Source organism: Pseudomonas chlororaphis subsp. chlororaphis (assembly GCF_003945765.1).
Taxonomy (GTDB): Bacteria; Pseudomonadota; Gammaproteobacteria; order Pseudomonadales; family Pseudomonadaceae; genus Aquipseudomonas; species Aquipseudomonas chlororaphis.
The window spans coordinates 4,574,446-4,598,879 of sequence record NZ_CP027712.1; the positions used below are offsets into that span (position 1 = coordinate 4,574,446).

20 protein-coding genes are annotated in these 24,434 nt (G+C 65.7%); 10 read left to right on the top strand and 10 right to left on the bottom strand.

From position 1 onward, the window contains the following. Positions 1–2: 2 nt before the first annotated feature. The gene (locus tag C4K27_RS20600; protein ID WP_053261939.1) at positions 3–2,141 is read right to left on the bottom strand and encodes a type I secretion system permease/ATPase; all 2,139 of its coding nucleotides are present in this window, start codon (positions 2,139–2,141) and stop codon (positions 3–5) included. A 132-nt stretch (positions 2,142–2,273) separates the two neighbouring features. Further along, complete coding sequence (locus tag C4K27_RS20605) at positions 2,274–3,686, bottom strand: TolC family outer membrane protein (RefSeq protein ID WP_053262096.1); 1,413 nt, start codon at positions 3,684–3,686, stop codon at positions 2,274–2,276. Between the two features lie 355 nt (positions 3,687–4,041). On the opposite strand from C4K27_RS20605, the gene C4K27_RS20610 reads away from it, so the two are divergent. The 3 genes from C4K27_RS20610 to C4K27_RS20620 are packed head-to-tail and all read left to right on the top strand — an operon-like array spanning position 4,042 to position 8,098. After that, positions 4,042–4,515 (top strand): (2Fe-2S)-binding protein, encoded by a 474-nt coding sequence (locus C4K27_RS20610; protein WP_053261940.1) that lies wholly within the window; start codon positions 4,042–4,044, stop codon positions 4,513–4,515. Further along, complete coding sequence (locus C4K27_RS20615; RefSeq protein ID WP_053261941.1) at positions 4,512–6,806, top strand: xanthine dehydrogenase family protein molybdopterin-binding subunit; 2,295 nt, start codon at positions 4,512–4,514, stop codon at positions 6,804–6,806. Before C4K27_RS20610 ends, C4K27_RS20615 begins: the two co-directional genes overlap by 4 nt. Next, positions 6,803–8,098, top strand: coding sequence for a cytochrome c (locus tag C4K27_RS20620; RefSeq protein ID WP_053261942.1), 1,296 nt, complete (start codon positions 6,803–6,805; stop codon positions 8,096–8,098). The genes C4K27_RS20615 and C4K27_RS20620 overlap by 4 nt, the downstream gene beginning before the upstream one ends. Before the next feature lie 78 nt (positions 8,099–8,176). On the opposite strand, the gene C4K27_RS20625 is transcribed toward C4K27_RS20620, so the two are convergent. From C4K27_RS20625 to C4K27_RS20640, 4 genes are all read right to left on the bottom strand, one after another. Next, entirely contained in the window at positions 8,177–8,431 is a 255-nt protein-coding gene (locus tag C4K27_RS20625) for a bacteriocin immunity protein (RefSeq protein WP_053261943.1), read from the bottom strand. Between the two features lie 229 nt (positions 8,432–8,660). Beyond that, positions 8,661–10,157 (bottom strand): methyl-accepting chemotaxis protein, encoded by a 1,497-nt coding sequence (locus tag C4K27_RS31620; protein ID WP_053261944.1) that lies wholly within the window; start codon positions 10,155–10,157, stop codon positions 8,661–8,663. A 304-nt stretch (positions 10,158–10,461) separates the two neighbouring features. Further along, complete coding sequence (locus C4K27_RS20635; protein ID WP_053261945.1) at positions 10,462–12,588, bottom strand: TonB-dependent siderophore receptor; 2,127 nt, start codon at positions 12,586–12,588, stop codon at positions 10,462–10,464. Between the two features lie 150 nt (positions 12,589–12,738). After that, complete coding sequence (locus C4K27_RS20640) at positions 12,739–13,644, bottom strand: LysR family transcriptional regulator (RefSeq protein WP_053261946.1); 906 nt, start codon at positions 13,642–13,644, stop codon at positions 12,739–12,741. A gap of 121 nt (positions 13,645–13,765) precedes the next feature. Between C4K27_RS20640 and C4K27_RS20645 the strand changes: the two genes are divergently transcribed. Next, on the top strand, positions 13,766–14,626 hold the full coding sequence (locus C4K27_RS20645) for a type 1 glutamine amidotransferase domain-containing protein (RefSeq protein WP_053261947.1): 861 nt from the start codon (positions 13,766–13,768) through the stop codon (positions 14,624–14,626). A gap of 111 nt (positions 14,627–14,737) precedes the next feature. Continuing rightward, complete coding sequence (locus C4K27_RS20650; RefSeq protein WP_053261948.1) at positions 14,738–16,912, top strand: DNA/RNA non-specific endonuclease; 2,175 nt, start codon at positions 14,738–14,740, stop codon at positions 16,910–16,912. A gap of 34 nt (positions 16,913–16,946) precedes the next feature. On the opposite strand, the gene C4K27_RS20655 is transcribed toward C4K27_RS20650, so the two are convergent. Together C4K27_RS20655 and C4K27_RS20660 are read right to left on the bottom strand one after the other, a co-directional pair. Continuing rightward, positions 16,947–17,633, bottom strand: coding sequence for a GNAT family N-acetyltransferase (locus tag C4K27_RS20655; RefSeq protein ID WP_053261949.1), 687 nt, complete (start codon positions 17,631–17,633; stop codon positions 16,947–16,949). 214 nt (positions 17,634–17,847) lie between these two features. After that, complete coding sequence (locus tag C4K27_RS20660; RefSeq protein WP_053261950.1) at positions 17,848–18,459, bottom strand: cell wall hydrolase; 612 nt, start codon at positions 18,457–18,459, stop codon at positions 17,848–17,850. 225 nt (positions 18,460–18,684) lie between these two features. On the opposite strand from C4K27_RS20660, the gene C4K27_RS20665 reads away from it, so the two are divergent. After that, positions 18,685–19,536 (top strand): CAP domain-containing protein, encoded by an 852-nt coding sequence (locus tag C4K27_RS20665; protein WP_053261951.1) that lies wholly within the window; start codon positions 18,685–18,687, stop codon positions 19,534–19,536. Positions 19,537–19,928: 392 nt separating this feature from the next. Continuing rightward, positions 19,929–20,975 (top strand): class I SAM-dependent methyltransferase, encoded by a 1,047-nt coding sequence (locus C4K27_RS20670; protein ID WP_053261952.1) that lies wholly within the window; start codon positions 19,929–19,931, stop codon positions 20,973–20,975. A gap of 109 nt (positions 20,976–21,084) precedes the next feature. Here C4K27_RS20670 and C4K27_RS20675 read toward each other — a convergent pair whose 3' ends face one another. Both C4K27_RS20675 and C4K27_RS20680 read right to left on the bottom strand, forming a co-directional pair. After that, positions 21,085–21,534 (bottom strand): hypothetical protein, encoded by a 450-nt coding sequence (locus C4K27_RS20675; RefSeq protein WP_053261953.1) that lies wholly within the window; start codon positions 21,532–21,534, stop codon positions 21,085–21,087. 158 nt (positions 21,535–21,692) lie between these two features. Then, on the bottom strand, positions 21,693–22,613 hold the full coding sequence (locus C4K27_RS20680) for a LysR family transcriptional regulator (RefSeq protein WP_053261954.1): 921 nt from the start codon (positions 22,611–22,613) through the stop codon (positions 21,693–21,695). A 118-nt stretch (positions 22,614–22,731) separates the two neighbouring features. Here C4K27_RS20680 and C4K27_RS20685 point away from each other — a divergent pair, with 118 nt between their 5' ends. The 3 genes from C4K27_RS20685 to C4K27_RS20695 all read left to right on the top strand — a co-directional run bounded on the left by C4K27_RS20685 (position 22,732) and on the right by C4K27_RS20695 (position 24,434). Beyond that, entirely contained in the window at positions 22,732–23,478 is a 747-nt protein-coding gene (locus tag C4K27_RS20685) for an SDR family NAD(P)-dependent oxidoreductase (protein WP_053261955.1), read from the top strand. A gap of 66 nt (positions 23,479–23,544) precedes the next feature. Next, complete coding sequence (locus tag C4K27_RS20690; protein ID WP_007922853.1) at positions 23,545–23,751, top strand: tautomerase family protein; 207 nt, start codon at positions 23,545–23,547, stop codon at positions 23,749–23,751. Positions 23,752–23,894: 143 nt separating this feature from the next. Beyond that, positions 23,895–24,434, top strand: a complete 540-nt coding sequence (locus tag C4K27_RS20695) for a hypothetical protein (RefSeq protein WP_053261956.1) — start codon at positions 23,895–23,897, stop codon at positions 24,432–24,434.

The following is a 24,434-nucleotide window of genomic DNA, read 5'->3' on the forward strand; positions in this document are numbered from 1 at the left end:
GTTCAGCCCTGCTGCATGCGGTGCAGGCGCGAATAGTGGCCGGCCTGGTGCGCCAGCAGTTCGGCATGGTTGCCCTGCTCGACGATCTGCCCGCGGTCGACCACCAGGATGCGATTGGCGTCGCGTACCGCCGACAACCGGTGAGCGATGATGATCACCGTGCGCCCGGCGCAGATGCTTTGCATGTTCTGCTGGATGATCCGTTCGGACTCATAGTCCAGCGCACTGGTGGCCTCGTCGAAAATCAGGATCCGCGGGTTGCCGATCAAGGCCCGGGCGATGGCGATGCGTTGCCGCTGGCCGCCGGACAGCGAGGTGCCATGTTCCCCGACCATGGTGTCGTAGCCTTCGGGCAACTCCAGGATGAATTCGTGGGCCCCGGCCATGCTGGCGGCATGCATCACCGTTTCCAGCGGCGCGCCCGGATCGCTCAGGGCGATGTTTTCGCGGATGCTACGGTTGAACAGCATGTTGTCCTGCAACACCACGCCGATCTGCCGGCGCAGCGAGGACACGTCCGCCAGCGCCAGGTCCATGCCGTCCACCAGCACCCGCCCACGCTCGGGCACGTACAGGCGCTGGAGCAGGCGCGTCAGCGTGCTTTTGCCCGAACCGGAACGCCCCACCACGCCAATCACCTCGCCGGCGGCGATCTGCAGGTTGATCCCGCGCAGGATCTCCGAGCCGTCGGCGCGATAACGGAAATGCACCTGGTCGAATTCGATCTGCCCCCTGAGGGGCGGCAAGGCGCTGCGGGTCGCCTGGGACAGCTCGGTACGGGTGTTGAGGATATCGCCCAGGCGCTGCACGGAAACGCCGGTCTGCTGGAAGCTGGTCCACAACTGCGCCAGGCGCATGATCGGGCCGCTGACCCGGCCGGCCAGCATGTTGAAGGCGATCAGTTCGCCCACCGAAAGCTGTCCGTCGATCACCAGCCGCGCGCCCAGCCAGAGGGTCGCCACCGTGACCAGCTTGCCGATCAGCGACACGCTCTCGTTGGCGATGGTGGACAAGGTCTGGGTCTTGAACCCAGCCGCGACATAAGCCGCCATCTGGTTGTCCCACTTGCGAATCGCCTGGGGCTCGACGGCCATGGATTTCACCGTGTCGATGCCGTTCACCGTCTCCACCAGGAACGCCTGGTTCTCCGCGCCGCGGGTGAAACTGTCCTGCAAGCGGGCGCGCAGCAACGGCGTGACAAACAGCGAGACCAGCACGTACAGCGGCAGCGACAACAGCACCACCAGGGTCAGCCAGCCGCTGTAGTAGAACATCACCAGGATGAACACCAGCGAGAACAGCACGTCCAGCAACAAGGTAATGGCGTTGCCGGTCAGGAAGCTGCGGATGTTCTCCAGCTCACGCACCCTGGCCACCGAATCGCCGACCCGGCGCGCCTGGAAATACGCCAGCGGCAGGTTGATCAGATGGCGGAACAAGCGCGAGCCCAGCTCCACATCGATCCGGCTGGCGGTATGGGCGAACACGTAGCTGCGCAAACCGCTCAAGGCCGACTCGAACAGCATGATGCCGAGCAACCCGGCGGCGATGACATCCAGGGTGGTCAACCCGTGATGCACCAGCACCTTGTCCATCACCACCTGGAAAAACAACGGCGTCACCAGGGCAAACAGCTGCAGGGCAAAGGACACCAGCAGCACCTCGCCCAGTAACTTGCGGTATTTGACGATGGCGGGAATGAACCAGGTGAAATCGAACCGCGAGGTTTCCCCCGGCAACCCGGCTTCGGAGCGCAGCAGCACCAGCTTGCCGGTCCAGCGCGCGGCCAGGGCCTCGAAGGAAATCACCTCAGGCCGATCCGCACGCGGGTCCTGGATCAGCGCCTGGCCCTGGTCCAGCTTGGCAATGATGAAAAACCTGCCGTCGCCATCGGCCGCGATCGCCGGCAATGGCGTGCGCTCCAGGCGCGCGATGGAGGTGCTGACCGACTTGGCCCTGAGCCCCAGCTTGCGGGCGGCGAGCAGCAGTTCGCGCTGGGTGAACGGCTGGTTCTCTGGAGCGAATTCGTGGGCCAGTTGCTCGGCGGACGCCGCCACCGAATGAAACCGGGCCAGCATCACCAGACAGACCAGGCCAGTGTCTGGCGTGGGCGACTCGGCGCCCCTTCCTTGTTCGCTCATAAGCTTCCATGCATGCCGCGTTGCGGCCGTAAAGTCCTAATATTTCAAGATGTTATATCAAACAAGAAACAATTAGTATCAATACGACATCATTGATTGAGATTTATTTCACTCAGATGTATGAGTCGCCTGTCAGAGCGCCTTGCGCTCCTGCGGTGGCAGGAAATCCCGATCGGCGTCGTAGTCTTTCGTCAGGTACATCGCCAGATCGCTCAGGTCCTTCGGGCTCAGGGTTCCCGCCGCCTGCTTGAGCTTGAGGGTGTCGATGATGTAGTCGTAGCGCGCGTTGTTGTACTCACGCACCGCGCTGTACAGCTGACGCTGGGCATTGAGCACATCCGCGGTGTTACGCGAGCCCAGGTCCCGCCCTACCTGGTTGGCCTTGACCGAGGCCTGGCCGGAACGAATCGTCTGCCGCCGGGCAATGACCTGCTCGATATCGGAATTCACCGCGCGGTAGAAATTGCGCGTGTTCTGCACCACTTCACGGCGACGGTCCTCGCGCTCGTCTTCACTCTGGGCCAGCCGCTCGGTCGCCTCGCGCACCTGCGAGCGGGTCATGCCGCCGGAGTACAACGGAATATTCAGCTCCAGGCCGATGCTGCTTTGCGTGACATTGCCCCGATAGCCATCGCGCCCGAAATCGGTGGGGTTGCTGTAGCCGAAGCTGTCGTTTTCACCTTTGCGCCAGGACGCCACCGCATCGACGGTCGGCGCATAACCGGCCTTGCGCTGGCGGTTGGTCTGTTCGGCGGCCAGCACCGCGTAGCTGCTGGCCTGCAACGCCAGGTTCTGGTGCACCGCGCGGCTGACCCATTCGTTGGCATCATTGGGCACCGGCAGCTCCACCGGCAATTGATGCTGAATGCCCTCGATCGTCGAATAGTCCTGGCGGGTCAGGCGGGACAAGGCCTCGAAGGCATCGTCGACCTTGCGCTCGGCGAGTTTGCGATTGGCCCCGGCATTGTCATGGGCGGCCTGGGCGTCGAGCACATCGGTGATGCTCGAGGCACCGTTTTCCAGGCGGGCCTGGGCCTGTTGCTGCTGGCGCTTGAGCGCCGCTTCCTCGGCCTTGGAGGCGGCGAGCAGGTCCAGGGCACGCAAGGTTTCGAAATAGGCCTGGGCCGTGGTCAGCACCAGCCCCTGCTCCTTCGCGCTCAATTCAAGCTCGGCCTGGGCGGTGCTGGCATGGGCGGCCTCCAGTTGAAACCAGCGATCGGCACGAAACAGCGGCTGGTTGAGATTGGCCTGGAATACCCTGGTGCTGCGCGTGCGGGTCAAACCGGGCTCATCCCGCTCCAGGCGCACCGACTCCACGGTGCTGCCGGCATTGAGTGTGGGGAGCAAACCGGCCCGGGCCTGGGGGACGCTTTCGCGCTGGGCCTGGTACTCGTGGCGCGCCGCGGACAGCTGGGCGTCATGCTCGACGGCCTGGCGGTAAACCTGCAGCAGCTCGGCACGCTGGGCACCGGGATCGGCGAAAGCCGGCATCGTCGCCAGTGCCAGGATGAGCAACGGCGAGAAAAAACGGGGGGAGTGAGTCATAACAATCCATGTCGCATTCGGGTAAAACGGTTCAGCCAGGCTGATCAGGGCGCGCATCCTACGCCGTGACCAAGGCTGTCACAAGCGGCAATTATGGCTACTAGCCATCATTTTTCTAACGTATCGGATCAGATAAAACCGAATCCCCCCTGGCTTTGGCCTACAAAAAACCAGAATCGTCTTATTTATCGACCAGCTCAAACCCCGCATGCTTCGCCCCCGCAAATCTGCCCAGCACCTGAGCGCAACCTGGTTGTCCAGTCCCTGACCGGGACACGTTGCCGGCTCACACCTGCCCTGACCGCTGCCGCGTTCTCAACGCGCCACGCCACTCACCCACAGGACCCCAGCTGCCATGACTTTTACCCTCAACGGCCGCCGCCTTTTACTGGATCAGCTGCCACCGAACACCCCATTGCTGTATGCCCTGCGCAACGACTTCGGCCTCAATGGCCCCAAGTACGGCTGCGGCCTGGGCCAATGCGGCGCCTGCACGGTGCTGGTGGACGGCATCGCCGCCCGCTCCTGCACCCTGCCGCTGTCCAGCGTGCAAGGCAAACACGTCACCACCCTGGAAGGCCTGGTGCAGGAAGAGCGCCCGCACCCGGTGCAACAGGCGTTCATCGATGAACAGGCCGCGCAATGCGGCTACTGCAGCAACGGCATGATCATGACCCTGGTGGCGCTGTTCGAGCGCGAACCCGAGGCCGACGAGCAACGAATCAAGAACGAGCTGGCCTACAACCTCTGCCGCTGCGGCGCGCACTTCGAGATCCTGCAAGCGGCGGCACGAGCCCGCCAACTGCTGGCAGAGCGGGGGCGGCCATGAACGACCTGCCGTTGACCCGTCGCCGCCTGCTCCAGGCCGGCGGCCTGATCATGATCAGCACCCTGCTGCCCAAACCCTTGCTGGCCACGGCCGAGACTCTTAACACGAGCGCATTGCCAGCGGACCCGACGCCGGACCACGTCGACAGCTTTATCGCCCTGGGCGCCGACGGCCGCGTGACCGCGTTCTGCGGTCATGTCAATCTCGGCACCGGGGTACGCACCGCGCTGGCACAGATCGTCGCCGACGAACTGGATGTCGACTTCGAGCAAGTTCGGATGATCCTCGGCGACACCGCCAGCACCCCGGACCAGGGCCCGACCATCGCCAGCGCGACCCTCCAGGTCAGCGCCCTGCCCCTGCGCCAGGCCGCCGCCCAGTTGCGCCAGTGGCTGCTGGAAGGCGCGGCGGAAATCCTCGACCAGCCGATTGCCGGGTTGCGGGTCGAGCGCGGACAGATCTACGCCAGCGCTCGCCCTACACGACGCCTGAGCTACGCCGAACTGGCCCGCGGGCAGGACCTGCACCTGCCCCTGGACCCGCGCGTCGAACTCAAGGCGGTCGGCGCCGGTCGCTATGTCGGCCAGTCCACCCCGCGCGTGGACATCCCGGCCAAGGTCAGCGGCCAGCTGACCTATGTCCACGACCTGCGCCTGGACGGCATGCTCCACGGCCGCGTGGTACGCCCGCCCTACCCCGGCGCCGACGCCAGCGCGCCCTTGGGCCACGCGCTGATCGCGATGGACGCGGCGTCCATCGCGCACTTGCCGGGCATCGTCAAACTGGTGGTGATCGGTGACTTTGTCGGCATAGTCGCCGAGCGCGAGGAGCAGGCCATCGACGCCATGCGCCAGCTCAAGGTCCAGTGGAAACCCTGGGACGCGCTGCCCGACCTGCGGCCGGACATCCTGCGTGAAACGCTCCTGGCCCACCCCAAGCAGGATCGCGTGCTGCGCGACGATCCCGGCATCGACAGCAGCCTGGGCAAGCTCAACAGCCCGCTCAATGTCGACTATGTCTGGCCCTATCACCTGCATGCCTCCATCGGCCCGTCCTGCGCGGTGGCGATGGTCGACGCCGAGCGCGCCGAGGTCTGGACCGGCAGCCAGAACCCCCATGACCTGCGCAAGGACATCGCCCTGCTGCTGGGGCGCGCGCCGCAACAGGTGCAGGTCAACCGCATGGAGGCCTCCGGTTGTTACGGACGCAACTGCGCCGACGACGTGGCCGCCGACGCCGCCCTGCTCTCCCAGGCGGTCGGGCGCCCGGTACGGGTGCAACTGATGCGCGAGCAGGAGGCCGGCTGGGAACCCAAGGGCACCGCGCAGCTGATGCAGGTCCGCGGTGGCCTCGACGGCAAACGCGAGGTGGCCGCCTACGAATTGAAAACCTGCTACCCCTCGAACAACGCCCGCACCCTGGCGCTGTTGCTCACCGGCACCGTCGCCAACCGTCCCGACATCCAGCAGATGGGCGACCGCACGGCGATCCCGCAATACCGCTTCCCACAGATGCGCATCGTCTGCCAGGACGCCGCGCCGATCGTTCGCGCCTCGTGGATGCGTGGGGTCTCCGCGCTGCCCAATGTCTTCGCTCATGAGTCCTGGATCGACGAGCTGGCCTACATCGCCCAGCAGGACCCGATCGCCTTCCGCCTGCGCTACCTGGATGACCCGCGCGCCCTGGCGCTGATCGAGGCGCTGAAAAAACAGGCCGACTGGCAGGACGGCAGCGCCCACCGCCACCCCGCGCCGGCATCGCAGGAATGGGTCAAGGGCCGGGGTTTTGCCTATGCCCGTTATTTCCACAGCAAGTTCCCCGGCTTCGGCGCCGCCTGGGCCGCGTGGGTCTGCGACCTGAGCGTCAACCGGCGCACCGGGCAGATTCGCCTGGACAAGATCTTCGTCAGCCACGACTGCGGGCGCATGGTCAACCCGGCCGGCGTGCGTCACCAGGTGCACGGCAATATCGTCCAGTCGTGCAGCCGGGTGCTCAAGGAATACGTCAGCTTCGACCGCTCCGGCAGCACCTCCCTGGAATGGGGCGGCTATCCGATCCTGCGCTTCGACGAATTGCCCGAGGTGGATGTGCAGCTGCTGGACCGCCCGGAAGAACCGTCCATGGGCGCCGGCGAGTCGGCCTCGGTACCCAGCGCGGCGGCCATCGCCAACGCGATCTTCGACGCGGTCGGCGTGCGCCTGCGGCAAGTGCCCTTTACCCCGGAGCGGGTGTTGCAAGCCTTGCAGCGAGCTCCCGACACTGACCGCCCTGGCCAGGAGGCCCGCCCATGAGCAAATTCAAGAGCATCGCCGGCTGGAGCCTGACCGCCTTGAGCCTGGTTGCCACCGCAGGCGCCTTTCTCAGCTGGCAGCCAGCTATCGCGCCGCTGGACAATCACGACACCCAGTACTTCAGCCATGAGCAAGTCTCCCGGGGCGAGCAACTGGCGGCCGTGGGCGATTGCGCGGTCTGCCATACCGCGCCGGGCGGGGCACGCAACGCGGGCGGCCTGGCCATGCGCATCCCGTTCGGCACCCTGTACAGCACCAATATCACCCCCGATCCCGAGACGGGGATCGGCAGCTGGTCCTATCCGGCCTTCGAGCGCGCCATGCGCCACGGCATCGACCGCAGCGGGCGTTACCTGTACCCGGCGTTCCCCTACACCGCCTTCACCAAGACCCGCGACGAAGACCTCAAGGCGCTCTACGCCTACCTGATGAGCCAGCCGCCGGTCCGCCACCAGCCACCGCCGACCGACCTGCATTTCCCCTTCAATATCCGCCCGGGCATCCTCGCCTGGAACTGGCTCTACCTCAGGCCCGGCGCCATGGCCGACGATCCCGGGCGCAGCGCCCAGTGGAACCGTGGCGCCTACCTGAGCGAGGGCCTGGGGCATTGCAGCGCCTGCCACTCGCCCCGCGACCCGCTGTTTGGCGAACGCGGCGGCCGGCGCCACCTGAGCGGCGGCGTTGCCGAAGACTGGAGCGCCCATGCCCTGGTCGGCGGCAATGCCCCGCTGGCCTGGACCGAACAGGACCTGCTGGACTTCCTGCGCCACGGCTACAGCCCGCGCCATGGCGTCGCCGCCGGCCCCATGGCGCCGGTGATCCACGAAGGCCTGGCGCAACTGCCGGACGCCGACCTGCAGGCCATCGCCCATTACCTGTCCAGCCTGCAGCCGGCCAGCACCCCGCAAGCCAGCGCCGCCACCCTGAACCACCAGGCCGAGCAACGCACCGAGCCCCTAGGCTCCCCCGGCGCCCGGCTGTTCTCGGGGGCCTGCATGGCCTGCCACGCCCAGGAAAAAGGCCCGACCCTGACCGGCGTGCGCCCTTCCCTGGCCCTCAACAGCAACCTCTACGCCGACAGCCCCGACAACGCGATCCGCGTGATCCTCGAAGGCATCGCCCAGCCGGCCAACCCGGAACTGGGCTACATGCCCGCCTTCCGCCACAGCCTCGACGACCAGCAGATCGCCGACCTGCTGCGCTTCCTGCGCCAGGATCTGGCGGGCCAGGCGCCCTGGAAAGACGTGAAACAACGCGTCAGCCAGATACGCGCCAGCCTGCCTCCGGGCTGACCCGTTCCCGGCCATGAAAAAGCCCCGCATGAGCGGGGCTTTTTATCGTTTCTGTTTGGTGCTCAACCAGATAAGACATCACGCCTTGAAGCCCGGCAAACCATGCGCGGCACGCCATGCTTTCACAACGCGCGCGATGTCTTCAGCGGTTCCCCTTGAACCGTCCTCCGGGTAGTAAATCAAATCGGTGCCGTCTGGATGACCGGTAATCTCGCAGAACTTCTCTAGAAGGTCGTCAAGTACATCGTCGGTTGCGGTCTTGTTAGCGGTGAGCAGTTCTTTCAGATAGCTGACAAATTCGTCTTCGGTAAAGTCAGTGATGTTGTTCTTCATTGATAAACGTCATCCATCTCCGTGAATGTCGATGTGATGTTTCGGTGTAACGACACTCAGGTTGTCGATATCTCAAGTTGGCGAAACGGCTCGCCCTTGGAAACTTGGAGAACTCTGAGATTGACGTTGACCGGTCTGAATAACCTGTAGTCCGGATTCCAGTCAGGGCCTGCGAACCAGCAGCAGTGATGGCGCCCGCTGCCTGTCGGCAAGCAGGCGTCCCCCCCCGTTACTTATGAAACGTCTGCCCCAACGCCTCCAACCGGATCGCGATCGGTGGCAGGCGCTGGCTGCTCAGGGCCAGGCTGCCCATGTCGTCAGCGGTGTTCTGGGCGATGGCCTGGACCGAGTGCAGGCGGCCGACGATGTCGAGGCTGGCGCTGGATTGTTCGCGGGTGGTGCTGACGATGCGGCCGTTGAGTTGGTCGATATGCGAAATATCGGCGCCGACGGCCTGGAACATCGCGGAGGCCTGGCGGCTGTCTTCGACGCAGCGCTGGGCGCCTTCGTGGCTGTCGTGCATGGCTTCGGCGGCCTGGCGGCTGCCCTGTTGCAGGGCTTCGATGATGGTCTTGATTTCCTGGGTGGACAGCGCGGTGCGCTGGGCCAGGTTGCGCACCTCATCGGCGACCACGGCAAAACCACGGCCCTGCTCGCCTGCGCGGGCGGCCTCGATGGCGGCGTTGAGGGCCAGCAGGTTGGTCTGGGCGGCGATGCTGCCGATCACCTCCAGCACGTTGCCGATCTGCTGCGCCTGCCCCGCCAGGCGTTGCACGGTTTCGTTGGTGCCGTTGATGCGGGACGCCAACTGGGTGATTTCCGCCTGGGCGCGATCGACGCTTTGCTGGCCGCGGCTGATTTGCGCGCTGGCCTGCCCCGCACGCTCGACCGCCTGCTCGACATGCACGGCGATGTCGCCCATGGCATCGCCCATGCGCTGCATGGAGCCGGTCATCTGGGTGATTTCCGTCAACTGGTGCTGGGCGCCCTGCTCCAGGGTCTGGCTGGTTTTCGCCAGGTCCTGGCCCAGTTCGCGCAAGCCGTGGGTGTCGCGCACCACGCCATCCACCAGGGCGGTGATCTGCTGCATGAAATGGTCGAAACGCTGGGCCAGCGACACATGCACCTTGGCGCTTTCGCCCTGATGAACCTCGACGGTCAGCTGGGACGTGGCGGCGAGCATCTTGTCCAACATGTCCTGGCTCTCCACCGCGTCGGCATGGCTGTGCACCGCCAGGTACAGCAGGATCACCGTCTCCACCACCACATAGAAGGCGTGCACCGCCACCATGCCGAAACCGCCGTGATGGGCCATGACGTAGACAGGAAAGCCCTGGTGCTGCAGCACATGGAACAGCACGTGATGCAGGGCGATGGTCACCGCTGCCAGCAGGATCGGCAGCCAGTCGCGATAGAAGGTCAGCACCGCCAGCAGCACGAAAATACCGAAGTGCGCTTCGATCAGGCCCTTGGCCTGGTTGATGTGCAGCGCGGCCATGAGCATGAAGCCGATGGCGATGCAGCAGCGCATCAGGCGCGTGCCGCTGATGGCGCGGTACAGCAGGCTCAGGACCAGGGTGGTGCCACCGCCCACCAGCAGCGCCTGGGTGAAGGTGTCGTGCCAGAACGCCAGGCCCAGCGCATAGGCGAACATCAGCCAGATCAGGCCCATCATGATGCGGTCGGCTTTGCGGTAATGCTCGAGAAAACGTGGGGGGAAAGCCATGCACTCTTACTCCATGTACGGGGCGGGAAGAAAAACGGCAGAGGGCAAAACAGGATGACCGCCTTCGGCGAGCGGTTCAGTCAGCAACGATAGTGGCAAATAGCCCAACTCGCCTTTCAACTATCGACCGGGCCAGGGCTTTCTTGACGCCGGGCCGCGGGGAGTCGGGCCGCGGGTGGGCAAAGCCGGGAGATTGGCGGGAATGCCATGAAGAGTGAAATGTTCGGGGGGAATAAAGGCAGCGGCAAAACGGGTGCCGCCGACGCGCCGTCCCGCAGGGCGACGCGCAGCGGTCCGGGGGTTGTCAGAAGGTCACGCTGGCGCTCAGGCGTGCGGTGCGTGGCTCGCCGACGTTGACCTGCAGCTGGCTGCCGGTGGACGACGGGTAGTACTGCTTGTCGAACAGGTTGTCGACGTTGAACTGCAAGCTGGTCTGGTAACCGAACAGCGGCGACTCCCAACGCACGAAGGCATCGGCCACGGTGTAGCTGCTGAGCCAGAAATCGTTGGCGTTGTTGGCCGCGCGCTCGCCGACATAACGGGCGCCGCCGCCCGCGTGCCAGGCGCCGAATTCCGCGGGTACGTTGAGGTGATGACTGAGGTACAGGCTGGCGGTGTGCTTGGGCGCGTTGGCCAGGCGGTGGCCTTCGTTGCTCGGGTCGTCGAGGATCTCGGTGTGGTTGTAGGCGTAGGTGCCGATCAGGTCCCAACGCTCGGCGATGCGTCCGGTGACGTCCAGCTCCACGCCCTGGGAACCGACCTTGCCGGCGGCTTCCGAAAGGCTCACGCCATTGACCGTGGTGGTGGTCACCACGTTCTTCTTCTCGATGTCGTACAGCGCCAGGTTGATGTTCAGGCCCGGCAGCGGATCGTACTTGGCGCCCACCTCGTAGCTGCGGCCCTCTTCCGGATCGAAGGTATTGCCGGCGTCATCGACGTCGGTGTTGGGCTTGAACGAACGGCTGTAGTTGCCGTACAGCGACAGGCTGTCGGTGGCCTTGAACACCAGGCCGAGGAACGGCACGAAGGTATCGCCATTGCTGTCGCGGTTGACCTTGTAGCTCTTGCCCAGGCCCTGGTCGCTGTACTGGTCGTAATGCTGCTGGCGACCACCGAAGACCAGGATCCACTGTTCACTTAAATGCCAGTTGTCCTTGAAGTACAGCGAGCTCGAGGTCAGCTGGTTGCGCAGGTTGCTCTGGGTGGCGCTGACCAGGCTCGGCTCGGCCAGGTTGCCGTAGACCGGCGCGGTGATATTGAAACCACCCTGGGCGGTGTTGCGGTAGGTCTTGCCGCGGTACTGGTCGGAGTGCTCGCTGTCGACGCCCACCAGCAGGTCATGGCGCTGGCCGAACAGCTCCTGCTGGCCGATGAAATCCCAGCTGGCGTAGCGGGTTTCGTCGTCGTAGTGGGCGCCGTTGGCGGCCCGGCGCAGGGTGTTGCCGGTCAGGCTGCTGGGCTGGGCGATCGACAGGCTGTAGCGGTCGTTGTTCCAGCCGTAGGTGACGCGGGTTTTCCAGGCGTCGCTCAGCTGGTACTCGAAGCGCGCGCTGGCCACTTCGCGAATGCCCACGCTTTTCGCCCAGCGTTCGTCCAGGCGCTTGTCGTAGTCGATGTCCGCCGGGTGCCCGTTGGTGAACACGGTGCCGCGGTCGAAGGGGCTGGAGTAGTCGTTGTATTCGTAGTTCAGGGTCAGGCTGGCGCGCTCGCCGGTCCAGGTCAGCGACGGCGCCACCAGGGTGTGCTCGTTGACTCCGTAGTTGCGCCAGTAGTCCTCATGGCCGCGCTCGGCGATCAGGCGGTAGGCCAGGCCGGTATCGCCCAGCGGCCCGGTGGTGTCCAGGGCCATGCTGCCGCCGCCTTCGCTGTAGGCCGAGCCGCTGAGGGTAGTGCTCTGGGAATACTGCGGCTGCTTGCTGATGATGTTCACCAGGCCGCCGGGTTCCAGGGCGCCGTAGAGCATCGACGCCGGGCCCTTGAGCACTTCGACCCGCTCGGTGGTGGCACTGAAGTTCTGCCCCAGGTTGGAACGCACGCCATCGCGCAGGATCGAGCCGTCGTCGTTGGTGCCGAAACCGCGCTTGACCAGCGAGTCCCGGGAGCCGCCCAGGGTGTTGCCCTGGCTGACGCCGCTGACGAACTTCATGGCATCGCTCAGCGAGTGCACCTGATAGTCGGCCAGGGTCTGCTGGGTCACCACATTGATCGACTGCGCCTCTTCCTTGATCGGCACATTGCTTTTGCTCGCCGTGCTGGCTTGCGAGGTGGTGTAGCCGGTGTCCTGGCTGAGGCGATCGGCCTGGATATCGGTGGTCGGCAGTTCGACCGCCTCCTGTGCCCACAGCGGGCTGGCGACCAGACAACAGGACAGTGTCGGCAACAGGTGTTTGATCAGGGTTTTACGGCGGGCACGCGGACAGGATGACTTCAAGGTGTGCACTCAAGGGAGGGAAGGACATGAATAGCAATGATTATCATTGTAATCAGCGCCTGATTCTCAGTAAATCCCCTACCCCACGGGAGTTGGCGCTTTTTTAATCCTTCTCCCGAGCAACGGCGGGACTGATAGCCAGTCGGCCTGTCACTGCGCCACGGCCTGGGTCAGGTGATCGATCAGGGCCCGCGCCGCCGCCGACAGCTGGCGGTGCGGCGGGTAGATCACCGAGAAAGGCCGCGAACGGCCGTTCGCCTGCGGCAGCAGTTCCACCAGGCAGCCGCTAGCGATCCGCTCGCGGACGATGAACTCGTAGGTTTGGCAAATGCCCATGCCGTGTTCGGCCAGGGACACGATGCCCAGCACATCGTCGGCCACCTGGATATTCGCCTGGGGCGTCCACTCCAGGTCCCGCCCTTGCTCGCGCAGCAGCCAGGCACCGACCCGGCCGCTGCTGGGCATGATGAACGGCAGGCAGGCATGGGCCGCCAGGTCCTCCAGGCGCCGGGGCGTGCCGGCGCGGCGCAGGTAGTCGGGAGACGCCACCAGGCACAGCGGCGCGTCCTCCAGCTTGCGCCCGACCAGGCCGCTGTCGGGCAGTGGCCCGAGGCGGATCGCCAGGTCGTAACCCTCGGCCACCAGGTCGACATTGCGGTTGCTGATGCTCAGCTCGATGCGCACCTGCGGGTAGTGCCGGGCAAAGCCGCTGAGCAGCGCCGGCAGCCGGTAATGGCCATAGGTGGTCGGCACGCTCAGGCGCACCCGCCCATTCAGCTCGCCGTCCTGGCCCTGGATGCTGCGCTCCGCACCGTCGATCAGCTCGAACGCCGCCCGCGATTGCTCCAGGTACAACAGGCCGGCTTCGGTCAGGCTCAGGCGCCTGGTGGTACGCCGTAGCAACTGCACGCCCAGGCGCGCCTCCAGCCGGGAAATCGCCCGGCTGACCACTGAAGGGGTGGTGCCCAAGGCCACCGCGCCGGCGCTCAACGAGCCCTTTTCCACCACGCTGACGAACACCTCGACGTCAGCCAGATAATCGAATCGACGGCTCACCTTTATCTCCAGGGAACAAGTGATTTCCAGTGGCGCGAGTTTATCGCTCGCGGAGGCATGAATACAGTGAATCACCCGTCGGCCACCGTCGACTCCCTGACCTCACACTTTGGAAACCGCCATGCGCCCACTCAGCACCCTCGCTCTTGCCATGAGCATCACCGCCGCCACCTTCAACGCCCAGGCCGCAAACGTCCTGGTGGTGCTCTCGGACGCCGACCACCTCGACCTCAAGGACGGCAAGGTGTTTGCCACCGGCTTCTACCTCAACGAACTGATGCAGCCGGTCAAACAGCTGCTCGACGCCGGCCACTCGGTGACCTTCGCCACCCCGCAGGGCAAGGCGCCGACCCTGGACCGCTCTTCCACCGACAAGATGTATTTCAACAACGATGTCGCCGCGCTGCAGGCGCACCAGGCGCTGCTCGACCAGTTGAAAATCACCTCCCCCGGCGAATCGCCGGTGATCAGCCTGGCCCGGGTCGAGCAGATCGGCTACGAGCATTTCGATGCGCTGTATGTGCCCGGTGGCCACGCGCCGATGCAGGACCTGCTGCACAGCCCCGAGCTGGGCCGGCTGCTGAGTAATTTCCATCAGAACAACAAAACCACCGCCCTGGTCTGCCACGGTCCGATCGCCCTGCTGTCGACCCTGCCCCAGGCGCAGGACTTCACCCGGCAACTGGCCAGCGGCGGCAAGGCCAGCGCCCCAGGCTGGATCTACGCCGGCTACCGGTTCACGGTGATCAGCAACCAGGAAGAGGAATTGGCCAAGGGCCTGCTGGGCGGCGGCGCCATGCGCTTCTACCCGCAAACCGCCCTGGAACAGGCCGGCGGCCTGTACCGCAGCAACCGCTCGCCATGGAGCGAGAACGTGGTGATCGACCGCGAGCTGGTGACCGGGCAGAACCCGGGCTCGGCCCAGGGTGTGGCCAAGGTGTTGCTGGAACGCTTGCAGGCACGCGCCGGCAAAGGCGCGTAAAAGCCGGTGGATCCGACGAGCTGGCATGCCGCCAGCCGTCTGCCAGCGCGCTGGTTGTCTACGCTCAAATCGACAGCCCGAAAGGAATCCCGTACTCGCCAGGAGGTGCCCATGAGCAAGACGCCAGATGCCGTTGCCACTGCCCGCCGAAGCAACATGGCCAAAGCCCTGCAACGCTGGAACCAGCAGGCCGGGGTACGCAGCGAATCGCAGTCGCGCATCCGCGAACTGGGCCCGGGCGCTGGCGATTCACCGCAGCAATTGGCCAAGTGGATCGCCCGCGAGAACGCCCGTGCCCTGTTGACCCGGGCCGGGCTGGAACGCCGGATCGGCACCTGGGACCCGACCTTTTACGCCCCCAGCGAGGCCGCCCGCCAGGCGGCAAGGCCGGTGGCGCGGTTGGTCAATGCGCCACGCCCGGGCACGGTGGTCGAGGGTTTCGCCACCGGTTTCCTGGTCTCGCCCAGCCTGTTGCTGACCAACCAGCATGTGTTCCCCCGGTATGTGGATGCCGTGGACTGCGCCGCCAACTTTCTCTACGAAAGGCAGGAGCGCGGCATCAACGAAGGCACCTACTTCAACCTGCAGCCGGACCAGTTCTACTTCGCCGACGAGGCGCTGGACTTCTGCCTGGTGGCCATCTCCACGCAGGGCTCACGCGGCGAGGCGTTGTCGGACTACGGCTGCATCCGCCTGATCGAAGCCACCGGCAAGACCCTGCGTGGCCGACCGATGAACATCATCCAGCACCCCGATGGCGGCCCGCGCCAGTACGCCACCACCCACAACCGGCTGCTGGACATCCTCGACCAGGGCTTCCTGCACTACGAAACCGACACCGCCGAAGGCGCTTCCGGCTCCCCGGTGTTCAGCGACAACTGGGAGCTGATCGCCTTGCACCACTGCGGCATCCCCAGGACCGACGAAGCCGGCAACATCCTCAAGGCTGACCACAGCCTCTGGAACGCCGAAGGGGACGAGGAAAGCACAGTGGACTGGGTGGCCAACGAGGGCACCCGGGTCAGCAGCATCATCGGCGCGCTCAAGGCCCTGCAACTGAGTGGCAGGCCGGCCGAGCTGCTGGCCCAGCTCATGGAGCAGACCGCCGACCCGCTGGCCGCGCTCAGCGTCAACGAAACGCTGCCTGCTACGCCGCTCCGCCCAGGCCTGCCCGAGAGATCGCAGAACATCTTTCATATCTCCGGCCCCACCACCATCAACATCGTCAGTCACGCCGCGGACAGCCCGGCGAGCGTCGCGCCCACCTTCAGTGCGGCGCCTGCCGAGCCGGTGCCGGCTGAACCGGCTCCGACGGTCGAGGCCCTGGAAAAGACCCTGACCTTCGACCTCGACTACGAAGCCCGTCCCGGCTACGACCCGGACTTTCTCGGGGTGCCGGTCCCGCCGCCCTTCGTCGAGGGCGACTTGTTGGCCCAGCTCTACCGCGTCGGCGACTACCGCGAACATGCTGCTTCGGCGCGCAATGTACCGGCCATGAGGCTCGCCAACCTGGACGACGACGCCCCGCTGGAACTGCCCTATCACCGCTATTCGCTGGTGATGAACAAGCAGTACCGCATGCCGATGTGGACCGCCTCCAATGCCGACTACCGGCCCGAGGTCCGTGGCGATGCGCGGGGCCGCCGCGGCTTCGGCGGCGAAAGCTGGCGCCTCGACCGCCGGGTGCCGAGCCGCTACCAGCTGACCAACAGCGACATCTACGCGCCGGCCGGCAACTTCGATCGCGGCCATATCGTGCGCCGCGAAGACAGCTGTTGGGGCCAGCCCGGAATCAACACCGAGTACGCCAACGCCGACACCTACCACTGGACCAACTGCACGCCGCAGCACGAACTGTTCAACCAGGAATCGCCCGACGGCGCCCAATACCGCAATCGCAAAGGCATCTGGGGTTACTTCGAGGGCGAGCTGGCCGAACAGATCGAAGCCGGGGGCGGCCAGGCCATCATCTTCGCCGGCCCGGTGCTGGGGGACTCCTGCGTCGAGCAGGACTTCGGCAAGGGCCCGGTGCATTACCCGACCCGCTTCTGGAAAATCGTCATCGTGCCCAAGGACGAATCGCGCACCCCGGAACTGTTGGCCTATGGCTTCCTGTTCGATCAGAGCGAGGTGATCAAGGAGTTCGGCCTTAACGTCCAGGAGGCCGCCCTGGACCTGGCCAAGGCCTTCCACAAACAGCAGGCGACGCTGGCGGACATCTGCCAGATGGCGGGCATTTCCCTGGCCCCCTCGATCATGGCCGCCGACCAGCACAAGCCGGGCTGAGCGTGCGGCTCAAGGGTTGAGCGACCGAGCGGCCTCAGCCCTGCCCCAGGCGCTCGCGGACCAGCGCCTGGGCGTTGCGGGTCATCTGGTCGAGGTGGCGGTCACGCTGTTTTTCGGCATCGAGCATCGCCCGCTTGCCATGCTTTTGCAGCAGATAGCTATGGATCTGCCGCACCTCCAGCGAGCGATAGATCGGCGCCGTGTCCAGCAGGCCCATCAAACCGTCGGTAGCGTGATCGCGGGTATTCATCAGCACCTGCGGGCCACGCACGCCCAGCACCTGGAAACCCAGTGCTTCGAACCAGGCCACCTTGCCCGCCGCGCAGGTCAGTTCGGCATGGGGGTAGCGCTGGCGCATCCGTGCCAGCAGCGCCCGCGCGATCCCCTGCCGGCGATGGCTGGCACGCACCGCCATATAGGCCACGCCGCACGCCTCGGGATCGTCCTTGACCGGCAGGTACAGCACAAAACCCAGCACCTGCTGCGGGTCGTCCTCGTCAGTGGCCACCAGCAGCTCCACGGCGATGCCCCGGGAGCCGTCCAGGGCCTGCAGATACAGATGCACCTCAAAGCCGATGGCGTACTGGTAGATGTTGTACAGCAGGTTGCTGGGCGGGATCGCTACCGCGCTGATATCGGTCAGGTAGTCGACCACCATTTGCAGGATCTGGCTGTTGACGGCTTCCGGGCACGGGGTCTGGAAGTGGCTGATGATCGGCATTGCGCGGTGGGCTCCAAAGGTTGCGGCACGCCTGGGACAGCAGGCGTCGGCGGCGGGCTGGCATGATAACCCGTTGTCGCGCCAAGGCCGAACCGCGATCTGCCTCTGTAGGAGCCTGCGGGCGGCGATCCGACTTGCCGGCGATCCAGGCGCCGAGGTGGGTCAGGAATGACGCCATCGCGGGCAAGCCTCGCTCCTACAGGGCCATGCGGGGCTAACGGGCGCTGTCGCCTTGCGGCTTGTAGAACAGGAACTTGCCGGTCTCGGCGGTCTTGCGGTATTGCCTGGCCCAATCGGGCCGCACGCGCCGGTCATGGAAATACAGGGCGCCGTGGGTGCGGTCCGCAAGTTGCTGGTTGAGCGCCTTGCGCGCGATTTCCTTGGCCGCGACGTAGGGTTCATCTTCCTTCACCTGATCCGCACGCCCGTCGCACCACCAGGAAAACTGACAGGCACGTTGCTCCGAACCCTGCTTGACCACCGCGCACACCGTGTCGGGAAACCCCTCATGGCCGAGCCGGTTGAGCACCACGCTGGCCACGGCTTCCATGTCGGCGGCGGCCCCGCCCTTGGCTTCCCAGTAGATGGAGCGCGCCAGGCAAGTAATGGCGTCGTCCAGCGGCGCGGCGCCCGCCGGGTCCACCGCCTGGGCCTCGGGAGGGGTAATGGTTTCGCTGCGTGGCGCCGGCTGCTGGTCCGCGGCTTTCTGTTCCAGGACCTGGGCCTTGTCCTGCGCCACTTCGGGGTCCGCTGTTTCACCCGCGGCCATTGCCAGCCCCCCGCACAGGAGGATCAGAAAACCGCCGGCAATCGCTGTCGGGCGCATGCTCGCACCTTCGCCAAAAGCCCGATCCGGGCACGGGAAAGCCGCCGCCAGCCTGCCGGCTGGCAGCGACTGGACTTGAGTGTAGTTCGCCGCCGTCCGCCCGTAACCTGCACCGCGCCGGCAACGGCAAGGACGGATAACGGCGCCGGTTCTCGGCAAAAAGACCTTGCGCCGAACGGGGCAAAATCGCGCATCATGGGCGCAATTCGCTCAAGGGAGACCTCCATGCGCTGCCTATCCTCCGTTCTGCCGCTGACCCTGTTGTCGCTGAGCATGGCCTTCGCCACCGCTGCCGTGGCGAGCGACGAGACGCAACTGGTGACATCGATCAATAGCTACCGCAGCCAGGTCCAGCGCTGCGCCGGCCAGGTGTCCCAGGAACTGCCGCCGCTGGCCGCCGACCCGCGCCTGGTGCTGCCGGCCAATAGCATCGGCAATCTGCAACAGGCCCTGGCCAGCAGTGCCTACCCGATGGTCAATGTGCAGGCCATCAGCCTGTCCGGACCGCGCAATGCCCAGGCGGCCATGAAGGCGGTGCAGGAAAGTTTCTGCCAGGTGGTGCTGGACCCGCAGTTCGTCGATATCGGTGTCAGCCGCACCGGCCAGGAATGGCGCATCGTCCTCGCCCGGCCACTGCTGACCGCACGCCTCGGCGACTGGCAGGCCGAGGGCCAGAAGCTCCTGGAAAGCCTCAACAGCGCCCGCGCGCAGCCGCGCCAGTGCGGCAACCAGATCTTCGCCGCCGCCACCCCGCTGGCCTGGAACGCCACCCTGGCCAGCGCGGCCCAGGACCATACCCGGGACATGGCCAATCACAACTTCTTCGATCACAAGGACCGCGACGGTCGCACCCCCGGCGACCGCGCCGAACTGGCGGGTTATGCCGGCCAACAGATCGGCGAAAACATCGCCGCCGGCCAGGACAGCGTGCGCAAGGTGGTCGATGGCTGGCTGGCCAGCCCGGGCCATTGCGCCAACCTGATGAACCCGCAGTATCGCGAGCTGGGCGCGTCCTATGCGGTCGATCCGAAAAGCGATGCCGGCATCTACTGGACCGCGATGTTCGGCACACCTTGACGGCCTGACCGACCTTGCCCCGGGGCGCCGTCAGCGGCGCCCCGCCCCCTCATCGGCCAACCCCGCGACGCCCCCGCCGGGCAACTAAACTGACTCATCTACCGACCGGCAATCGCTTGCTCCGGGCGTCCCGGAACCCGCGCGCAGCCTCGCCTGCCGCCACGGGTTCGACGCCCAGGCCCGATGGCCAGCCTCATCTGCCTGAACGGTAGGCACGCACCCGTCCCACCCGGGAGGCGTGCGTGCATCAGCTCTTCAGAATACGGGCCGGCCCTGCCAGGCCCGCTCATTCGGCAGCGCCGGGACATGGCCTCCCCGCGCACGCCGCGTATCTCCATCCGGCCACTGCCGGGCCGTCGGCGGCAGTGACCCTCACAGCGGAGGACCAGGCCATGGACGAAGCCAAGCTCAACGATTTCATGGGCAAGCTGGTGTCAGACATGGGCGGCGCGGCGATGCTCGCCAATATGATTCTCGGCGAAGAACTGGGCCTGTACCGGGCCATGGCCGACAGTCACTTGATCAGCCCCGAGGCGCTGGCCGCCAAGACCGGCTGCAACGCGCGGCTGCTGCGCGAATGGCTGAGCGCCCATGCCGCGTCCGGCTACATGGAACACCAGGGCGGCCAGTTCCGCCTGCCGGAAGAACAGGCCCAGGCGCTGGCCATCGAGGATTCGCCGGTGTACGTGGCCGGTGGCGCCGTAGTGGTCTCCGCGCTGTTTCACGACAAGGACAAACTGCTGGCAGCGATGCGCGGCGACGGCGCCCTGGCCTGGGGTGATCACCACCCCTGCATGTTCAGCGGCACCGAGCGCTTCTTCCGCCACGGCTATCGGGCGCACCTGGTGGCCGAGTGGCTGCCGGCCCTGGACGGCGTGGTGGAAAAACTGCAGGCCGGGGCCAAGGTGGCGGACGTCGGCTGCGGGCATGGCGCCTCGACAGTGATCATGGCCCAGGCCTATCCCGCCTCGCAGTTTTTCGGCTTCGACTACCACCAGCCCTCAGTCACTACCGCGACGCAACGCGCCGAGGAAGCCGGGGTGACCGCCCGCGTGCAGTTCTCCCAGGCCAGCGCCAAGACCTACCCCGGCAACGACTACGACCTGATCTGCTTCTTCGACTGCCTGCACGACATGGGCGACCCGGTGGGCGCCGCGCAACATGCCTTCCAGGCGCTGAAAGACGACGGCAGCGTGCTACTGGTCGAGCCGTTCGCCAACGATAAACTGGACCAGAACATCACCCCGGTCGGGCGGCTGTTCTATGCCGCCTCGACCTTTATCTGCACGCCCAACTCGCTGTCCCAGGAAGTCGGCCTGGGGCTCGGTGCCCAGGCCGGCGAAACGCGCCTGCGCCAGGTCTTCAGCGAAGCCGGCTTCAGCCAGTTCCGCCGGGCCGCAGAGACGCCGTTCAACCTGATTCTCGAGGCACGTAAATAAAGGAGAATCGTGCAAGTAACAGGGTCATGTCGGCGTCGTGCCCTGAAAACGCAAAACGGCACCCGGGAAACCCCGGGTGCCGTGCTTCTGTACCGCAATGGATAACGCCTTACGCCGCCGGCAGATCCACCAGCACCACCGCCTGTTGCCCTACGCACAACAGCCGGCCGCCATGATGGGCCACATACTCCCGGGCCTCGTCCGGCGACGAGAACCAGCAGTTGAGATGACCCGCCTGGCGGTAGACCAGTTCAAAATGCTGCAACTGCTCGGGCGCCAGTTCATCGAGGACCTGGCGATAGGTCTCCCAATGGGCAAAACCGGCCTCACTGGCCAGGGTGCGCAACAGGTGTTTGCGCTGCACCTTGTCTCGCTGTCGATACAACTCGGGCAACGACAAGCCAGGCAAACTGTTGCTCGCCAGCAAGCGCCGCAGGATCGGCAAGGCGCTGGCCAGCGAACCGCTGATTGCAGTGCGATGCAGGCGTTTGGCTTCGCGCAGTACCAGGCTGGCGGCCTGACTGGCGGGTGAACGGGGAACGGATTTGTTGATAGGCATACCAACTCCAAGAGAATCGGCCTGCTCGCTATTGGCCCGGAGGGGTATGCAAGCGTGGTGCTTGCGGGAATTGAAGGTGCTTGCGCTTTCGCGAGGTGGGCGCCCAGGAAGCCCGGTCGCCATACTAACCAATCCATCCCGGGCTGCCCATCCCTGCTTCAGGTCTTCCAGCCCGGCTGTTTCTCCAGCAGGAAATCGATAAAGGCGCGCAGGCGCAACGGCACGTGCCGGTTGTGGGGATACAGCAGGCTGAAGGGCCGCGAACGGCCGCCGTAAGGCTGCAGCACCTCCACCAGGGAACCCTCGGCCAGCTCGCGCTCGACCATGAAACGGTAGGTCTGGAACAGGCCGGCGCCGTGCCTGGCCAGGGTCACGCCCCCCAGCAGGTCCTCGGAGCACACGTAGGCCCCCTCGGCGAGCACTTCGCAGGGGCCGTCGGCGCCGTTGAACAGCCAGGCGATGCGCCGGCCGCTGCTAGGCAGCTCGAACTGGATGCACTCGTGCTGCGCCAGGTCGTCGAGCCGCTGCGGGGTACCGGCCCGCGCCAGGTAATCCGGGGCGGCGAACACCACCAGTTCGGCGTCCTCCAGCAACCGCGCGACCAGCCCGGAATCCGGCTGCGCGCGCACCCGGATCGCCATGTCGTAGCCCCCTTCGACGAAATCGATATTGCGGTTGCTCAGGTTGACCTCCACCCGCATCTGCGGGTAGCGCCGGCGAAACTCCGGCAGCAGCGGCAGGATCCGCAGATGGCCGTAGGTGGTCGGCAGGCTGATGCGCAAGGTGCCGGAAGGCGCCAACTGTTGCCCGGTCAACTGGCGCTCGGCCTCGAGCATCTGGTTCAGCGCGCTGCGGCATTGCTGGTGATAGTCACGCCCGCCGTCGGTCAGGCGGATGCTGCGAGTGGTGCGCACGAACAGGCGGACGCCGAGCCGCTCTTCCAGGCGCGACACCGAGCGGCTGACCGCCGCCGGCGTGACCCCGGCCGCCAGCGCCGCGCCGGTAAAGCTGCCGATCTCCGCCGCCATGCAGAACAGCTCGATGCTGCCCAGCAGCACATCGTCGAATTGCCGACTCATTGATTACACCATGTATCAAGTGAAGTACCTGAAGCGCTGTTTATCAGCATTCGGCACACAAATATAGTTCTGCCCAACAGCGCTGGAACCCCTCTCACCGCAGAACAGGACTATCCCCATGAGCCACACCCTGAACCACAACAGCACCGTCATCATCACCGGCGCCTCCAGCGGCATCGGCCTCGGCCTGGCCCAGGCCTACCTGGCCCGCGGCTACAACGTGGTCGGCAATGCCCGCTCGGCACAGCGGCTGGCCGCGGCGGCCGAAACCCTGGGCCACAGCGAGGGTTTTCTTGGGGTCGCGGGCGACATTGCCGACCCGGCCACCGCCACGCAGTTGGTCGAACGCGCCATCGACCGTTTCGGCCAGGTCGATGTGCTGGTCAACAACGCCGGCTTCTTCCTGCCCAAGGCGTTTATCGACTACAGCCCCGAGGAGCTGGACAGCCTGCTGGAGACCAACCTCAAGGGTGTGGTCTACGCCTCCCAGGCCGCCGCGCGGCACATGATCGAACGGCGCCGGGGCCACATCATCAACATCAGCGCCAGCGTCGCGCTGCAACCGAACCTGGCGGTCCCGGCGGCGTTACCGGTGCTGATCAAGGGCGGCGTGAACCAGATGACCCGCGCCCTGGCCCTGGAGCTGTCGCCGTTCAATATCCAGGTCAACGCAGTGGCCCCGGGGATCATCGACACGCCGATGCACGACCCGGCGCACCGTGCCTTCCTCGACGGCCTGCAACCGGCCGGACGGGTCGGACGCATCGAGGAAATCGCCGACGCGGTGCTCTACCTGTCCGGCGCCGGCTTCACCACCGGCGTGGTGCTGCCGGTGGACGGCGGCATGAGCAGCGGCAAATGGTAAACCCGGCGGGAGGCCGGTGTACCTCCCGTCCCTTGCAACCCCCATCTTTTCCTCAGGAGTAATGCCATGCCTTTCGTCAACGTCCGCATCACCCGTGACGGCGTGACCCGCGAACAGAAAGCCCAGGTCATCCGCGAGATCACCGAAACCCTGCAACGGGTGCTGAACAAGGCCCCGGAACTGACCCACATCGTCATCGAGGAAGTCGACACCGACAACTGGGGCTACGCCGGAATGACCACCACCGAATACCGCCAGCGAACGGCGCAATGAAAAAAGGGCGGGCCAGCATCGGGTCCGCCCTTTGTTCCTGGCGTTGAATCGATCCGTGACCTGCCGGTACGCCGCGACGCCCGCATCCTCAAGCCCTGCGCCGAGCCCTATACTGTCGCCCTTCCAGACCCGGAGCAGACCACATGGACGTCGTTCTCGAGTGCCCGCTCACCGAACAGATCCTTGCCTCTTTCGCCACGGTGATCGGCAAGGACCTGCCCGGCTATCGCAATCATATATATCGCGTGCTGAGTTTCTACACCGCGCTCAATCCGCAGGACCGGCCGCTGTCCTGCGCGGTGCAGATCGCCGCGGCCTTTCATGATCTGGGTATCTGGACCCACGGCACCCTCGACTACCTGGCGCCGTCGATCCAACTGGCCCGGGCCTTTCTGGCCGAGCGCGGCGAGTTACAGCTGGCTGAGCAAGTCAGCGCGCTGATCGAGCAGCATCACAAACTGCGCCCTTATCGCCAGGCCCACGCCGCGAGCGTCGAAGCGTTCCGGCAGGCCGACACGATCGACGTCTCCCTGGGCTTGCTCAACTTCGGCCTGCCCCGCCCGTTTATCCGCGAGGTACAGGCACACTACCCCGACCAGGGTTTTCACTGGATGCTGGCGCGCGCTTCGGCCCGGCAGTTGCTGCGTACGCCGCTGCGGCCGCTGCCGATGTTTCGCTGGTGA

Coding starts and splice junctions, on each gene's coding strand:
- C4K27_RS20600 (WP_053261939.1), bottom strand. CDS start 2,141: ATGAGCGAACAAGGAAGGGGCGCCGAGTCGCCCACGCCAGACACTGGC.
- C4K27_RS20605 (WP_053262096.1), bottom strand. CDS start 3,686: ATGACTCACTCCCCCCGTTTTTTCTCGCCGTTGCTCATCCTGGCACTG.
- C4K27_RS20610 (WP_053261940.1), top strand. CDS start 4,042: ATGACTTTTACCCTCAACGGCCGCCGCCTTTTACTGGATCAGCTGCCA.
- C4K27_RS20615 (WP_053261941.1), top strand. CDS start 4,512: ATGAACGACCTGCCGTTGACCCGTCGCCGCCTGCTCCAGGCCGGCGGC.
- C4K27_RS20620 (WP_053261942.1), top strand. CDS start 6,803: ATGAGCAAATTCAAGAGCATCGCCGGCTGGAGCCTGACCGCCTTGAGC.
- C4K27_RS20625 (WP_053261943.1), bottom strand. CDS start 8,431: ATGAAGAACAACATCACTGACTTTACCGAAGACGAATTTGTCAGCTAT.
- C4K27_RS31620 (WP_053261944.1), bottom strand. CDS start 10,157: ATGGCTTTCCCCCCACGTTTTCTCGAGCATTACCGCAAAGCCGACCGC.
- C4K27_RS20645 (WP_053261947.1), top strand. CDS start 13,766: ATGCGCCCACTCAGCACCCTCGCTCTTGCCATGAGCATCACCGCCGCC.
- C4K27_RS20650 (WP_053261948.1), top strand. CDS start 14,738: ATGAGCAAGACGCCAGATGCCGTTGCCACTGCCCGCCGAAGCAACATG.
- C4K27_RS20655 (WP_053261949.1), bottom strand. CDS start 17,633: ATGCCGATCATCAGCCACTTCCAGACCCCGTGCCCGGAAGCCGTCAAC.
- C4K27_RS20660 (WP_053261950.1), bottom strand. CDS start 18,459: ATGCGCCCGACAGCGATTGCCGGCGGTTTTCTGATCCTCCTGTGCGGG.
- C4K27_RS20665 (WP_053261951.1), top strand. CDS start 18,685: ATGCGCTGCCTATCCTCCGTTCTGCCGCTGACCCTGTTGTCGCTGAGC.
- C4K27_RS20670 (WP_053261952.1), top strand. CDS start 19,929: ATGGACGAAGCCAAGCTCAACGATTTCATGGGCAAGCTGGTGTCAGAC.
- C4K27_RS20675 (WP_053261953.1), bottom strand. CDS start 21,534: ATGCCTATCAACAAATCCGTTCCCCGTTCACCCGCCAGTCAGGCCGCC.
- C4K27_RS20680 (WP_053261954.1), bottom strand. CDS start 22,613: ATGAGTCGGCAATTCGACGATGTGCTGCTGGGCAGCATCGAGCTGTTC.
- C4K27_RS20685 (WP_053261955.1), top strand. CDS start 22,732: ATGAGCCACACCCTGAACCACAACAGCACCGTCATCATCACCGGCGCC.
- C4K27_RS20690 (WP_007922853.1), top strand. CDS start 23,545: ATGCCTTTCGTCAACGTCCGCATCACCCGTGACGGCGTGACCCGCGAA.
- C4K27_RS20695 (WP_053261956.1), top strand. CDS start 23,895: ATGGACGTCGTTCTCGAGTGCCCGCTCACCGAACAGATCCTTGCCTCT.